This is a genomic window from Levilactobacillus namurensis (genome assembly GCF_032197885.1).
In the GTDB taxonomy this organism is placed as follows: Bacteria; Bacillota; Bacilli; order Lactobacillales; family Lactobacillaceae; genus Levilactobacillus; species Levilactobacillus namurensis_A.
The window spans coordinates 826,853-841,104 of the sequence record NZ_CP134159.1 but is presented as its reverse complement, the minus strand read 5'-3'; the positions used below and the strand labels follow the sequence as shown (position 1 = coordinate 841,104).

At 53.2% G+C, this 14,252-nt stretch carries 14 protein-coding genes; 5 read left to right on the top strand and 9 right to left on the bottom strand.

Translation table 11 applies throughout. The features are described from left to right. Positions 1–234: 234 nt before the first annotated feature. From RIN67_RS03895 to RIN67_RS03875, 5 genes are all read right to left on the bottom strand, one after another. Entirely contained in the window at positions 235–1,173 is a 939-nt protein-coding gene (locus tag RIN67_RS03895) for a DUF6681 family protein (protein ID WP_264999078.1), read from the bottom strand. Positions 1,174–1,193: 20 nt separating this feature from the next. Continuing rightward, entirely contained in the window at positions 1,194–1,709 is a 516-nt protein-coding gene (locus tag RIN67_RS03890) for a hypothetical protein (RefSeq protein WP_264999077.1), read from the bottom strand. 38 nt (positions 1,710–1,747) lie between these two features. Continuing rightward, positions 1,748–2,239, bottom strand: a complete 492-nt coding sequence (locus tag RIN67_RS03885) for a Fur family transcriptional regulator (RefSeq protein ID WP_264999076.1) — start codon at positions 2,237–2,239, stop codon at positions 1,748–1,750. 83 nt (positions 2,240–2,322) lie between these two features. Beyond that, positions 2,323–2,883 (bottom strand): nucleoside/nucleotide kinase family protein, encoded by a 561-nt coding sequence (locus RIN67_RS03880; RefSeq protein WP_264999075.1) that lies wholly within the window; start codon positions 2,881–2,883, stop codon positions 2,323–2,325. Further along, positions 2,880–3,299: a bis(5'-nucleosyl)-tetraphosphatase gene (locus RIN67_RS03875; protein ID WP_056944734.1), complete on the bottom strand. Its 420-nt coding sequence runs from the start codon at positions 3,297–3,299 to the stop codon at positions 2,880–2,882. Before RIN67_RS03875 ends, RIN67_RS03880 begins: the two co-directional genes overlap by 4 nt. Before the next feature lie 251 nt (positions 3,300–3,550). Between RIN67_RS03875 and RIN67_RS03870 the strand changes: the two genes are divergently transcribed. From RIN67_RS03870 to RIN67_RS03860, 3 genes are all read left to right on the top strand, one after another. Further along, positions 3,551–4,945: an APC family permease gene (locus RIN67_RS03870; protein WP_264999074.1), complete on the top strand. Its 1,395-nt coding sequence runs from the start codon at positions 3,551–3,553 to the stop codon at positions 4,943–4,945. 51 nt (positions 4,946–4,996) lie between these two features. Continuing rightward, entirely contained in the window at positions 4,997–7,435 is a 2,439-nt protein-coding gene (locus RIN67_RS03865; protein ID WP_264999073.1) for a Xaa-Pro dipeptidyl-peptidase, read from the top strand. 82 nt (positions 7,436–7,517) lie between these two features. Further along, the gene (locus tag RIN67_RS03860) at positions 7,518–8,426 is read left to right on the top strand and encodes a proline-specific peptidase family protein (RefSeq protein WP_264999072.1); all 909 of its coding nucleotides are present in this window, start codon (positions 7,518–7,520) and stop codon (positions 8,424–8,426) included. A gap of 499 nt (positions 8,427–8,925) precedes the next feature. Here RIN67_RS03860 and RIN67_RS03855 read toward each other — a convergent pair whose 3' ends face one another. The 3 genes from RIN67_RS03855 to RIN67_RS03845 form a co-directional block, all read right to left on the bottom strand. Further along, positions 8,926–9,543 (bottom strand): sugar O-acetyltransferase, encoded by a 618-nt coding sequence (locus RIN67_RS03855; RefSeq protein ID WP_264999071.1) that lies wholly within the window; start codon positions 9,541–9,543, stop codon positions 8,926–8,928. A 127-nt stretch (positions 9,544–9,670) separates the two neighbouring features. After that, positions 9,671–10,264 (bottom strand): L,D-transpeptidase, encoded by a 594-nt coding sequence (locus tag RIN67_RS03850; protein WP_265000338.1) that lies wholly within the window; start codon positions 10,262–10,264, stop codon positions 9,671–9,673. 96 nt (positions 10,265–10,360) lie between these two features. Continuing rightward, positions 10,361–11,914: an ABC-F family ATP-binding cassette domain-containing protein gene (locus RIN67_RS03845; RefSeq protein WP_265000339.1), complete on the bottom strand. Its 1,554-nt coding sequence runs from the start codon at positions 11,912–11,914 to the stop codon at positions 10,361–10,363. Positions 11,915–12,108: 194 nt separating this feature from the next. Here RIN67_RS03845 and RIN67_RS03840 point away from each other — a divergent pair, with 194 nt between their 5' ends. Further along, positions 12,109–12,492 carry a VOC family protein gene (locus tag RIN67_RS03840; RefSeq protein WP_265000340.1) on the top strand — a complete coding sequence of 128 codons (384 nt, stop codon included), beginning with the start codon at positions 12,109–12,111 and terminating at the stop codon, positions 12,490–12,492. A 19-nt stretch (positions 12,493–12,511) separates the two neighbouring features. Then, on the top strand, positions 12,512–13,207 hold the full coding sequence (locus RIN67_RS03835) for a CPBP family intramembrane glutamic endopeptidase (protein ID WP_265000341.1): 696 nt from the start codon (positions 12,512–12,514) through the stop codon (positions 13,205–13,207). A 704-nt stretch (positions 13,208–13,911) separates the two neighbouring features. Here the strand turns inward: RIN67_RS03835 and RIN67_RS03830 are convergent. Continuing rightward, complete coding sequence (locus tag RIN67_RS03830; protein ID WP_107740692.1) at positions 13,912–14,175, bottom strand: hypothetical protein; 264 nt, start codon at positions 14,173–14,175, stop codon at positions 13,912–13,914. Positions 14,176–14,252: the final 77 nt, after the last annotated feature.

Below are 14,252 nucleotides of genomic sequence, written 5' to 3'. Positions count from 1 at the left end.
TGGGTTATTCGGGGTTCTTTCCCGGATTACCCAAAGGCCAGCTTGGGGACTATGGATTTGGGCGCCAAGTCGTGCCCACTGCGTTCCAGCCTCTTCAGGCCCAACCGGTAAGGCGGATGAATGCCACTACCCCTAAACGCAGGAAAAGGAGCCTGGGACAAACGCCCAGACTCCCTGTATTCTTAACGATATGGTGCTGAAACGTGCGCCCAAAGGCAGCCCGTTTCGCTTAACTTAATGGTGGTACCGCGAACGACGCGTCATTGGCTCGTCGTCTGTTTCCCGTGACGCTGTCGTCCGGGAAGCACTCCGGGGCGCGTCGTAGCGCTGCTCCCGGGTGGCTGCGGTCGGTGCAGTCGACGTTGCATGGTGCTTGTACGCCAGTTGAACCGCCACCTTAAACGGATTGTCCTGTTCGATCAACGTGGTTCGGCCCACCACCTTAAAGGGGCCGCCGACCAGTAACGCGTTCGCCAAGTACAACTCGAACTTCTCACGCACATCGGCCACGTCCTGGAGACCTACCGTGCTGACCGTCCCGACCCGTTGCTTGTCGGCCTGGTTCAAGCCAGCATAGACCACTAACTGGTCGTCTTCCGGTTGCATCTCAAAGTACGGAATCAAGACCCCGGGCCCCGATGCGTAGACCGGCTTGCCGTCCTTTTGGGCTTGTTCCATGATTTCACGGTCACCTAGTCCCGAATAATCGAGCGTCAGTAACCGATTCTGTTGGAGCTGCGTGGCCAGATTCTGAACGTTTTGTTCATCTTGATCCGTCATGGCCAGCTTACCCGGTAAAATCTTCTTTTCATCGAAGTAGCCGTTGGCGGGAATATTACGTCCATAGCCCTGGCCACCCTTACCGGCAGTCTCCTCTTCAGTCTTGGACTTCATATGCAGCCACTTTTCAATCTTCGGCGAGATGTCGAAGGGTGCCTGCTTTTGGGTGAAATAGTACACTGCGTTCAAGAAAACGAAGTATAGCAGAATCACCGCGACCAGCAAGATCAGTAATCCCCAGAAAGGATGACCGTTTTGCAGGTACCGGATGGCAATGTAGAAGAGATAGAAATCACCTAAGGCCCCCAGGACCGTGTAAATGCGGTTCTTGATCTTAACACTCACATTCACGTAGCCCAGATAATGGTTGACCATATCAAGGAAGCTTAACATCTTCCATCCCCCTTTCTCAATTAATTATTGGTATCGTTAGTCGTGGTGGTACCACTATAAGTCTGCGCAGTGGTGTGGTTCGTGGTATCATCCGTGGTCGTGTCATCCGTGGTATCGGTAGTGGCACTACTACTGGTTGCCGGCTTCTTAGATGTCGACGTGGTCCCCGTTGTGGTTCCCGTATCATCGTTCGTCGTATTGTTGTTAGTGGTCGTCGTCTTCGATTCCGACGTACTGTTAGCCGACGAGCTCTGCGTATCCGTCGAACTTTCATCCGAAGAACTGTCCTTATCGCTGCTACTATCGCTACTGTCCTTCTTCGATGAGTCCGAATCCTTTTTGCTACTATCATCGCTGTCTTTTTTCTTAGAATCGTCCGAGAAGCTACTCGAACTAGTATTGCTGACCGAAGAGACCCGCGGGGCCCCTTCATTGGTCTTAGTCACTGAGTTAGTGACCACGTTAGTCGCCCCCAGCGCCAATGCCATCGAAAGAATCGCGAATGGCGTGATGATGGGTGGTGTCCGGTACGCCATGGTCCATTCCTCCCTATTTCTCCATTTACCGTATTATCTCACGAGCCACCTAAAAAAGTGGTCAAAATTTGCTTAATTTTGACTAAGGATGCTTCGGTCACGCCAGCGGCCTTGCAATCCGCACATAGCCCGTAAAGCTCAAAGCTGTGTCCCGTGACTTCGTACCCCGGCAACTGAGCCGTGAAGAAGTCCATCGGGCACATCTGCAGCTCGGTCACCTTACCACAGTTCTGACAGATAAAGTGGTGATGGTGCTGGTGGTGGAAGTCACACTGGTACTTGACCCGCGTGCGCTCCTGCTCCGTGTTTTGTTCCACGATTCCCACTTCTTCGAACTCCTTGAGGTTGCGGTACACCGTGTTATGGCTCATCCCCGGAAATTCTGTGCGCATATAGGCGTCTACGGCAACGATGTCCGTATAGTGTCCCTGATTCGTCAGGAGAAACGACAATAATGCGTGCCGCTGCTTAGTCAATTTTAACTTATTCTTCCGTAAAATCTCCACAGCGGTGGTCAAAGATTCTGCCATGTCAACGGCCTCCTTTTCAAAAACTGATGGTCAAAATCCCTGTAAGTTTAGCATACTTCCATCCGAATGCAATTGCTGACCGTCTACTCCGCCTGCAGGTGCTGCATCAACTCATCTAGTTTCCGTTGCGTCTGCGTCCAATTATCGTTATTGAGCTGCAGGGCCCGGCCCTTCAACGCCAACGGCATGGTCAGATCTCGTCGGTACTCGGGACTGGCAAAGCGTTGCTTCAGCATCACCGTATTGTCGCCCCGGGCGGTCACCCGGTGCATCAGTTGGTCGGGATCGCTGACCGTCAAGAACAAGATGACCACTTGATCTCCCAACTCCCGAGCGTAGGTAATGGCCCCCTTGGTGTCCAAGACGATGGCGGGAAACGGTGCGCGCTTAAACCCCGCCGCGATCCCTTCGCGCGACGACCCGTAGTGGTAACCCGAATAGACCACGGATTCCAAGTAATGGCGTTGCTGGAACGATTGCTCGGTCTCAAAGTAATAGTCGCGGCCATCAACTTCTCCCGCGCGTGGCGGCCGCGTGGTGTGGGTCACGATGCGGGTGACCGGGTAATGCTGCGCCAAGTATTCCTGAACGGTGGTCTTGCCGGTCCCGGTCGCGCCAGTAATCACAATGACTTTTGGCGTCATACCGCACCCTCCGTCAGATAAGCGTTAGTCTTGACCAAGACCTCCTGTAAGTTGGCGTAGCTCAACGTGGCGTGCGCGGTCTGAAAGTCGAACCAGCCAAAGTCTTCGATCTCCTCAACTTGCCGGTTCACCTGCGCGTCGTTAGGCACCAACGACGTATAGAGAACCACATGCTTATGGTGGCCGTTCTTCATATCATAATCGAGGACCGTGGAGAATTCGGGATCGACGGTCACCTGTAAGCTGGTTTCCTCGCGAATCTCCCGGACTGCGGTCTCCAAGTCACTCTCGTTCCCTTCCACGTGACCTTTCGGGAATCCCCAGAAGTGACTGGTCGCACTCTTTAATAGTAGATAGTAGGGTTGGCCGTCGCGTAATTGGTACACCACGGCGCCGCTCGCATTTTCGGTAATCATACCGGATTGCCTCCTCATTTTTCTGATCAGTTGTTCGCAATCACTCGCCCGATTCACTACTGACGCTTGACCGAACACTCTGGTCTATTTTATCGCCAAATCTAGGCACTGACCACCATTTTGCGAAGTCCCCGGCCAACATTTTCCCAAAAGCCACAGAAAAGCGCGTCAATCCACCGTCTCTCATTGACTTTTAATTTAATTCTAGGGTACACTAGCCAAGACTATTACCACCATTAAGGGGGCCTCTTATGGCTATTTCACGAATTTTTCGTCGTGAACGATTAGACAACTACTTAAAGAGTGATCAGCACTTTGCCAAAACCATGTCCGCTAAAGACCTGATGTCGCTAGGCATCGGGGCGGTGATTGGGACCGGAATCTTCATCCTGCCGGGAACCATCGCCGCGCAATACAGTGGGCCGGGAATCGTACTGTCCTTTCTAATTGCTGCCATCGTTTGTTCGACTGCGGCGATGTGTTACGCCGAGTTTGCATCCGTTCTACCCGTTGCCGGTTCCGCTTATTCCTACGGTAACCTGGTCTTCGGTGAAATCATTGGCTGGGTCCTGGGCTGGGCTTTGATTCTAGAGTACGTCCTGGCCGTAGCCGCTGTGTCGACCGCGTTCGGGGCTTACTTCAAGTCCTTTCTCGCCGGGTTCCACCTCAACATCCCCGATGCCATCAGTGGTTCGTTCGATCCCGCACACGGGACCTATGGCAATCTGGTCGCCGTGCTGGTGGTGCTTTTGATCGGTGGCCTACTGAACCGGGGGATGCGCGAGTCCATGCGGGTTAACAATGCCATTGTGATTGTTAAAATTGCGATTATTATCTTATTCGTGGTGGTCGGCATCTTCTACGTGCGTCCGACCAATTGGCAACCCTTCGCGCCCTTCGGCTCCAAGGGCATCCTCCGGGGCGCCTCGACCGTCTTCTTTGCCTACCTAGGCTTTGACGTGGTCTCGGCCTCCGCTGCTGAAGTCAAGAACCCCCGGCGCAACATGCCCATCGGGATCATCGGGACCTTGATCGTCGCCACGGTGCTTTACATGTTGGTCGCCATCGTCTTGACCGGGATGGTCCCGTACACCAAGCTGAACGTGGCCGACCCCGTAGCTTTCGCCCTGACGCTGGTTCACCAGAACTGGACCTCCGGGATCATCTCCTTAGGTGCGTTGGCCGGAATGTTCACCATGATGGTCACCATGATCTACAGTTCCTCCCGGCTGATCTATTCCGTAGGCCGTGACGGACTCCTCCCCAAGTTCTTGGGTAAAATCGACCAACAGTCGGGAACGCCTAAAGCTAGTTTGGCGGTGGTCACGGTGGTGATTGCCCTCCTAGGCGGGTTCGTCCCCCTGGCCCAACTGACCAACCTGGTCAACATCGGGACCCTGGTGGCATTCTTGTTCGTGTCGTTTGGGATCATTCGCCTGCGACACTTACCAGAGATGCCCCACAACACCGGCTTTCAAGTTCCATTTTACCCAGTCCTGCCCATTATTTCCGGACTCCTGTGCTTCTACATGATGCTACAGTTGCCCGCTGAGACCTGGATTGCCTCGTCTATCTGGTTCGCACTGGGACTGGTCATCTACCTGACTTACGGCGTCCGCCATAGTCGGCTCAATAATCAGCAGTAACGTTTTTTATTGTCATGTCGTTTTTAATCATTTATTAAGGTAGGCGATTTTATGCGTAATCAACAATTTGCGATTCGACCAACCACGCCAGAACAAGCCCTGGTTGAACTGCATGCTGTCCACTTCCTCGATACCACTACCGACCAACTGACCACGCCCAGTGACCTCCTGGCCGCGTTCTACGCTAAAAGCTGGCCGGAATTTCCCGACGCAGCCAGCGTTGACCAACAACTCTACAACCTGATGGCCACCGACCAGACCGATGCGCGGACCTTCTTAGCCGCCCACGACAACGTCCCCGTGACCGTCTTCTACAACCTGGCCCTACAACGCTTAGGCTTCGCCGTCGACCGGGACTTCAGCCTAAACGATCCCCTGGCCGCCATGACCAAGATTCAGTTGCCCGTTAGCGACCACGCCGGAACGGACTTCACCCTGGCCGAACTCAAGCAGGCCTGGTACCTCTTACTGGCGACCCACACCAAGAATGGCCAGACCTTCTTGGACCACCTGGCCACCCACGGGTACTTCGTGCCGTTTTATGACGACCCGACCGTAACCAAGCCGCTCCTCTTCAACGGCAAGACCCAACCCGTCTTCGATACCCGCAAACTACTCCGGGAAGTCGTTTACGTCGAGAGTCCTCAAGATACCGACCACGATGGCCAACGGGACCTCTTAAAAGCCGAGATCTTACGTCCTGTCGAGAGCAATACCGGCTTAAAAGTCCCCGTCCTCTACACCGCCAGTCCCTATAACCAAGGAACTAACGATGAACAGGGCGAAGCGCTGACCCACAACGTCAACGTGCCGCTCCAGGCTAAACAGCCTGCCCACCCCACGCTAGCCGACATTGCCGCGCAGCCAGACACCACACCACTTCCCGCCGGTCGTGCGGTTGATCAGACCACCCACGCCGCCGTCGAGACCTTTGCGCGGGATGAATCCTATACGCTGAACGATTACTTCCTGGCCCGTGGGTTCGCCGTGGTCTACGCGGCCGGTATCGGGAGTAAGGATTCCGATGGGCTCTGCACCACCGGTGACGCTGAGGAGACCACGTCGACCATTGCCATCATCGAATGGTTAGCGGGTAACCGCACCGCCTTCACCACCCGGGCCGCCACCACGGCCATCCCCGCTTGGTGGTCGAACCACCAGGTCGCCATGACCGGACGTTCCTACTTAGGAACCCTGGCCACAGCGGCCGCCACTACGGGGGTCACCGGCCTCAAGACCATCATCAGTGAAGCCGCCATTTCCAGTTGGTACGACTACTACCGCGACGGTGGCTTAGTCATCGCTCCTGGTGGGTTCCCTGGCGAAGACGCCGACGTGCTGGCCGAAGAAGTCTTCAGCCGGGAACAACTGCCCGCCGACTACCACCGGATCAAGGACAAGTGGGCGGCCCAACTGGCCAGCATCACCCGCGACCAAGACCGGATGTCGGGGAATTACAACACGTTCTGGGACGCCCGAAACTACCTGAAGAACGCTCAGAACATCAAAGCGGACCTCTTGCTGGTCCACGGGTTAAACGACTGGAACGTCAAACCCCGCAACGTCAACAACCTCTGGAACGCCGTACGGGATCTGCCGGTGACCAAGAAGTTGATCCTCCACCAAGGCCAACACATCTACATCAACGCCTTCCGATCGATCGACTACACCGACATCGTGAACCTCTGGCTGACCCACGAGCTACTCGACGTGGACAACCAAGCCGACACGCTCCTACCTAACGTCATCATCCAGGACAATACACAACCAGAAACTTGGCGAGCCTACCCTGACTGGGACGCCCCCACCAACACCCCCGTCACCTACGCACTACAAGAAGATCAACTGGTTCCCGCTGACCTACCGACGCGGGCCGGTGCTGTCAGCTTCAACGACCAATTGCCCACTGAGCAATTTAACCACTACGTTCACCACCTGACGGATTGGCAAAACGACCTGTTAGGCGATAAGCACGACCGCATGAGCGGCCACCGACTAATCTTCAAGTCAGCCGGCTTAGCGCAGGACTTAGTCTTAGATGGCAAACCAGCTGTGCACCTGCAAGTGGCGGTCAACCAACCTGTGGGGATGCTAAGCTTCCAAGTCGTGGACTTCGGTGCGGCTAAGCGGCTCAAGCCCTCCCCGACGATTCTGGCGCGTAAAGCGCTGGACGAAGGGTTCCAGTGGCGCGAAGACGACCTCCGCGAATTTCAACTAGGTCCCGTCACGCCTTGGCATCTGATCAGTAAGGGTCACCGGAACCTGCAGAACCGGACCACCACCTACCAAGTCGACGACCTCAAGCCCAACGTCTTCTACGACCTAGACGTGGTCTTACAACCGACCCACTACCGCTTGTTGGCGGGACACCAACTGGGGTTAGTGGTCTACGCCACCGACTTCGGTATGACCGTCCGTGGGAACCAAGACCTGCAATACTCGATTCAACTGGCCGACGCCCACCTGACCGTTCCCACGATTAAGGACTAACGTCAACACCAACCCAGTTGGGCTTTTAAAAAATCAGTGATAAACTAATAGATATCTTAAGAAAAGACGGAGGATGATTTCAATGAAGCAAGGGACCACGATCATCACACTAGACAACGGCTACCACCTCTGGACCAACACCCAAGGCACCGGCGATATTCACCTGCTGGCCTTACACGGTGGCCCCGGCGGCAACCACGAATACTGGGAAGACACGGCCAAGCAATTGGCTAAGCAAGGTCTGAACGTTCAGGTTCACATGTACGACCAATTAGGCTCCTGGTATTCCGACCAACCCGACTATAGCAAGCCAGAGAACCAAAAGTACCTGACTTACAACTACTTCTTGGATGAAGTTGAAGAAGTTCGGCAAAAGCTGGGCATTGACCAGTTCTACCTGATCGGCCAATCTTGGGGTGGCGCGTTAGTTCAGATGTACTCCCTCAAGTACGGTCAACACCTGAAGGGGGCCATCATCTCCTCCATGGTCGACAACATCGACGAATACGTGGCCAACATCAACAAGATCCGGGAACACATCATGACGCCGGACCAATTGGCTTACATGAAGCAGGTTGAAGCCAACGGCAACTACGACGACGCAAAGTACCAAGGCTTAGTCGACATCCTCAACAAGGGCTACGTTGACCGGAAGCAACCCGCTGCCATCTCACACCTGATTGACACCACGGCGACCGACGTTTACGGTGCCTTCCAAGGCGACAACGAATTCGTGATCACCGGGAAGTTAAAGGAATGGGACGTTCGCGACCAACTCAAGAACGACCAAGTCCCAACCCTGGTCACTTTCGGGGAACACGAAACGATGCCGTTAGCTACGGGTAAGCGGATGGCTGAAACCATTCCGCACGCACGCTGGGCTACCACGCCTGAAGGGGGCCACCACCACATGATCGATAACGCACCCGTTTACTACGATCACTTGGCAACCTTTATCCGCGACGTCGAAAGCGGCAACTTCAACGATTAACGCAATGCTTAAAAGCGGTTCTGGAAAATTTCCAGAACCGCTTTTTTATCGCTCGTATCTACACTGGAGCACTATCAATCATGGCAGACACTCAACCAAACTGATGATGGCGTAGTGCTTCAGACTGTTACCACCTAACCAAACTTGAAGCCTGCGCCAATCTTAGTACAGTTCCCAACCTTGCTCACAGACATTCTAGGCTCTGAGCACTGGCAGACGAATAACTTATTTCGAGGAGCCTTGCCGAAAATTAATCACTAGTGATTCGATTAGAACGCGCCACAAGATAAGTTCAAGATTGTCTCAGCCGTGAGGGCGGCCAGACAGGGCTCAGCCGTGAAATTATTCTTAGTTGGCGTTCCTCAGCCGACTTAGAATAAGGCCCAGCTTCGAGACCGCTCTGTGGCTCGAAGTGGTGCCCACGGCGTTCCAGCCCTGTCTGGCCGCCCGGTAAGGCGATGAGCAACACAACTGTTGCATTTTAAGTGCAGCTCTCAGGTTAATCTTCCGCATCCACGTGTCGAATGATGCGTGCTGGGTTGCCCGCCGCAATCACGTTATCGGGCAGGTCCTTGGTGACCACGCTGCCCGCACCGATGACCACGTTATTGCCGACCGTCACGCCCGGCAGAAAAATCACGTCGCCCCCGAACCAGCAATCGTCACCAATGGTAATCGGTAAGTCGTACTGCCAGCCATCTCGCCGTAGCTGCTTGTTCGTTGGGTGATGGTTGGGCGTAAAGAACCGGCAGTTCGGGCCGATAAAGCAGTACTGCCCAATGGTGACCTTCGCCGCACTCAAGAACTGCAAGCCTGAGTTGATGAAGCTGTGGTCCCCCACGTACAGGGAGCCCGGGTACTCGATTCCCGTAATTGGGAAATAAATTTCAACGTCTTTACCCAAATGCGGCAAGAACGCGTGCAGTTGTTTCAACGCCTCTGCTTGATCCGTCTTCGCCACGTCGTTGATGTGCTGGATCACTTGCGCACTGTGCTTCACAATAGCTTGTAACTTAGGTTCGTGCCCGTATTGGTACCAGTCGCCATCCGCAATCTTTTGGAAAATCTCTTTTTTGGCGAGTGCCGCAATATCCGGCTCGCCCATCTTTTTCACCATGTGCTTTGCTCCTCTACATTTATCGTACAAATTTTGATTGATAAATATATATTAACATAAATAAGGTGCGATAACCGCATAAAAAAACATTCAGCAGCTTTTACCACTGAATGCATTTGCGTTAACGTTAATGAACAACCACTTTCATGCCGTAAGGGACCGTCTCATAGACCCACTTGGCGTCGGCTACAGATAGCCGCACACACCCGTGAGAAGCGGCGGATTTCCCTAATTCTTCGGCTTCACTCTTGATGTAGTGACCATTCTGATCTGTCGGAACACTGTGGAAGAGGTAGATCCCATGGTCCTTCCAGGAGACCCAGTACCGGGCCCCTTCGCCGGAGTTCTGGTTGTAGAAGAACTTGCCCCGTTCGCCTTGAATGTGGAAGGTTCCCTTAGGTGTCCCGTTCTCTTTTCCAGTTCCAGTCGAGCAGTACATGGTGTAGAGGGTCCGTTGACCGTCCTTAATGTAGACCCGTTGCTTACTGGTATTCACATCCAGCCAAGCGTTGGGGTGCGCCTTCAGGTCCGGATACGCCTTATCTTCCGAAGGTGCCCGCCAATCAATGGTCTTCGCCTCTGCTTGCGTCGTGGTCGTGGTTTTGCTAGCCCGATTGGCCTGCGGAACGTTCGTCGCAGCGGGATGGGTCACACGGTGCAACCCGAACCCGGCGACCAAAACCACGATGACTAGTAGCAATAATTTCCCAAAATGCTTCATACTAATGGCTCCGTCCTTTACATCCGTATTTTCACATCAGAGTCTACTCTAACCGGTTTTTCTGAAAAAAGGAACTGTTTTGACCAAAACGTAACCTTAATTTGAGGAAGTCTTAAGACTCAACTTCTCAACGTTTAAAATCTTATCGACTAATCCGGTATAGAAACTGGCCTCATGGCTCACGATAATGGCGTTCCCGGGGAAGTTGCCAATCGCGTCCTTCAACGCCTGCTTGGTCTCGTCATCCAGATGGTTGGTGGGTTCGTCCATGATCAAGAAGTTAGCTGGTTCAAACTCCATCATGGCTAACTTGACCTTGGTCTGTTCACCCCCGGAGAGTTCACCAATGGGCTTCATGGCGTTGGCAGAATCCAACCCACACTTCGACAGCTTCGTCCGAATCGCCTTTTGCGGCAACTTCTCATACTTGGCCTGAATAATCTGGAGCGGCGTCTGCGCGTCGTTGTCCCAGACCAGGTCTTGGCTAAAGTAACTGATCTTGGCCGATGGCGAGAAGTGGGCTTCCCCACCCTTGGCCTTGATGAGCCCTAAGATGGACTTAATCAGGGTCGACTTACCGACCCCGTTGAACCCGGTCAGGCCGACTTTTTGGTCGGTCGTCACGGAGAACGTGACCGGCTTCAGTAATGGCCGTTCGTACCCGACTGAGAGTTGATCGACCACCAAGGCATTCTGCGAACCCGTCGCCTGGTACGGGAAGTCGAAGTGCGCCTGGATGTTCGTCGAAGGCGGATCGACCCGGTCCATCCGGTTCAGCATCTTTTCCCGCGACTTGGCCATGGTCGATTTCGACCCCGCCTTGTTCTTGCGGATAAAGCGTTCGGCCTTCTCAATCACGACCTGTTGCTTATCGAATTCCCGTTGTTGGGCCTTCTCCCGCTCTTCCCGTTGCCGCATGGCTTGCTTAAAGTTGCCCCGGTACTTGGTGATGCGGCCGAACGCCACGTTAATGATACAGTTGGTCACGTTCTGTAAGAAGTCATAATCATGGGAGACCACCAAAACGGCCCCGTCAAAGTTATTCAAGTAATCTTCCAACCAAGCGATGTGCGCCACGTCCAGGTAGTTGGTCGGTTCATCTAACAGGATCACGTCTGGGTTCTCCAGTAACAACTTGGCCAAAATAATCTTCGACCGTTGGCCCCCCGACATCTTCGCGACTTCGTGATCCCGCCCGATGTCGTCCAGACCTAAACCGGAGATGACCCGTTCAATTTCCGTTTCAATATCGTAGAAGTTCCGGGCATCCAGGGTCTCCTGAATCCGCCCGGCCCGTTCTAACAGCTTATCGTCCAAGTTTTCCGCGTAGTCCGTGTACAGCTGCGTCATCTGGTCGTTTAATTGGTAGAGATCCGCGTAAGCCGTGTGCAGAAAATCAATCAGCGTCATTCCATCAGGAATATCCGCGTATTGGTCCAAGTAACCCACTCTGGCACGCTTCTGCCACTTAATGGACCCCGTGACCGGGAGTTCCTGTCCCGTAATAATTTTAATCAGAGTCGACTTGCCGACCCCGTTTTGACCCACGACGCCCATGTGTTCACCTTTATTAAGTTGAAAACTGGCGTCTTCGTAGAGCTTTTTATCAGCAAAGCTCATGCTCAGGTCTTCAACCTCTAGTAATGGCACGTTATAACCCTTCCCTTCTACTCTTATGCCCTCGCACAAAAAAGCCCCGACAGCGTCAAGGCTAATTTTCATTGATAGTAAACCATAACTTACCACGAAAAGTCGCTACCCGTCAACAGTCCCGCCTAGGGGGTCGCCCAGGTTCTATGCTATAATGGGAGAAATTTACTTTTGCTAAGGACTGAAATTTAACTATGAATATTCGCGACATTGACCACATCACACTTACCGTAAAGGACATCGAGCGTTCCGTTCGGTGGTACCACGAAGTCTTCGACCTGCCCATCATCGAGTCCGATGACGGTCGGCGGGGCGTTAAGGTGGGCAAACAAAAAATTAATTTCCAAGTGGCCGACACCCCCTACTTGCCAGTAGCGAAGCACCCGACTATTGGTGGAGCCGACTTTGCCTTCATCGCCACCGATCCGCTAGCCAACATCCTCTCGCACCTCACCAATTACGCCGTTGAGATCGTCGATGGTCCCCTTCCCAAGACGGGGGCCCAGGGCCCAATGACATCGGTGTACGTGCGCGATCCTGATGAGAACCTCATTGAAATTGGTAAATACGACAATTAACTGCTAAGGAGCCTTGCCCTTGAAAAAATCAAACTCCGGTCTGCCAGCATTTCTGACTTGGGTCATCCACAGTGCCATGTGGATTGGATTTATCTTCATTTATTTAGTGGATACCACGATTCTCAGCCTGGCCACTAGTCAGGCCAAGACTCAGCCTTTACGGGTCAACCACACGATTGGCATCCTGCTGATCTATTCGGCGTTGCTTCTGGCTTTTATCTCCTGGCGCTACCAAAAACAGCTCCAGCGGGATAATTCTAAGCACATTGGCCGCACCCCCTTTACGGGCGGACGCTTCCTGCAACTCCTCGCCCTGTTTGTCCTAATGTACGGGATTCAGATGGTTTGGGGAATCCTGATCAGTCAACACGTCTTGAGTACGCCGGCCAACCAGACGGCCATCAACCAACAGGTGATGTTGCTTCCCTTCTGGAATCAGGCCTATTCTATCGTTTTTGCACCAGTCATTGAGGAATTGATTTTCCGAGGCATCTTCCTGAATTATTTCTTCCGCAGTAACCAGCGGTGGGTCAACTTCTTGGGGGTCTTTGTCTCGGGCTTGATCTTCGGGATGTTGCACGTGATGAGCTTCTCCCCGACCCTAATCATGTATTCTGCTTTGGGGTGGGTCTTAGGAGGCGCCTACCTGCACTTCCGCGATATCCGGTACAACATTGCGCTTCACTTTATGAATAACGCCCTATCCTTATTATAGAAACTATAGGAACAACAACCCCAGGCCAGCGCACTCGCGCCGGCCTGGGGTTGTTTTATGAGCTCAGACTGTGGCAATCATCCGCCTTACCGGACGGCCAGACAAGGCTGGAACGCCGTGGGCACCACTTCGAGCCAAAGAACGGTCTCGAAGCTGGGCCTTTTCCTAGGCGAGCTAAGAAACGCTCACCAAGGAAAATTTCACGGCTGAGCCTTGTCTGGCCGTCCTCTCGGCTTACAGTTGTATGTCACCATATCGGAAATGCGCTATCAGGCCGTGGTCCCCAATCCTATTGGTGACGACTATCATCAGTAAAAAAACCTCATCCTAAACAGGATAAGGTTCCACAGTGGTGGTTTGGGTGAATCAGACCATCAACTTGTTGATATTTCCAATTTTAAGTGTCAGAAAACACTGCCTTGAGTACGCGCAATTTAGCCGTGAGGTTGGGCCGGAAGAGGCTCAGTGGTGTCGTTTGGGTTAGTCAGCGTTTTTCAGCTGGCTTACCCAAAGGCCAATCTTGAAGACCGCTCCTTGGCTTCAAGTTGTGCCCACCACGTTCCAGCCTCTTCAGGTCCAACCGGTAAGGCGGATGACCATCACAATTGGTTTGTTTTAAGATCAGCCCTAACCAGATGGTAAAAAATAGAGCCTGGGCGTTTTATCCCAGGCTCTTATTTAATCATCCAAAATTGTTCATGCGTTTACTGGTCAAAGTTCCCCAGTAGCCAGAACGCCCCACCGCCGACTAGGACGGCTAAGATCACGGCACCGCCTAAGAGAAAACTAAAGGCGAACCCGACACCGCCAACCAGCAGGAGGAGCAAAAACCAAATGGGGTGCCGGAAGAAGAACCGGATGAAGCCCCCAATTAATTTAAAAAAGAGTACCACGAAGACGATCAAGCCAACCCCAATCGCAATCTTTTCGTTGCCGCTGACTGTCGCTAAACTTAATAAGGTCGTCATGGTTCACCCCCTTTCTTCGTCGTGTCCTTCTAATTGCTAACTAGTGTACACCCGTTAGCCGCGAATCACGTGAAAAA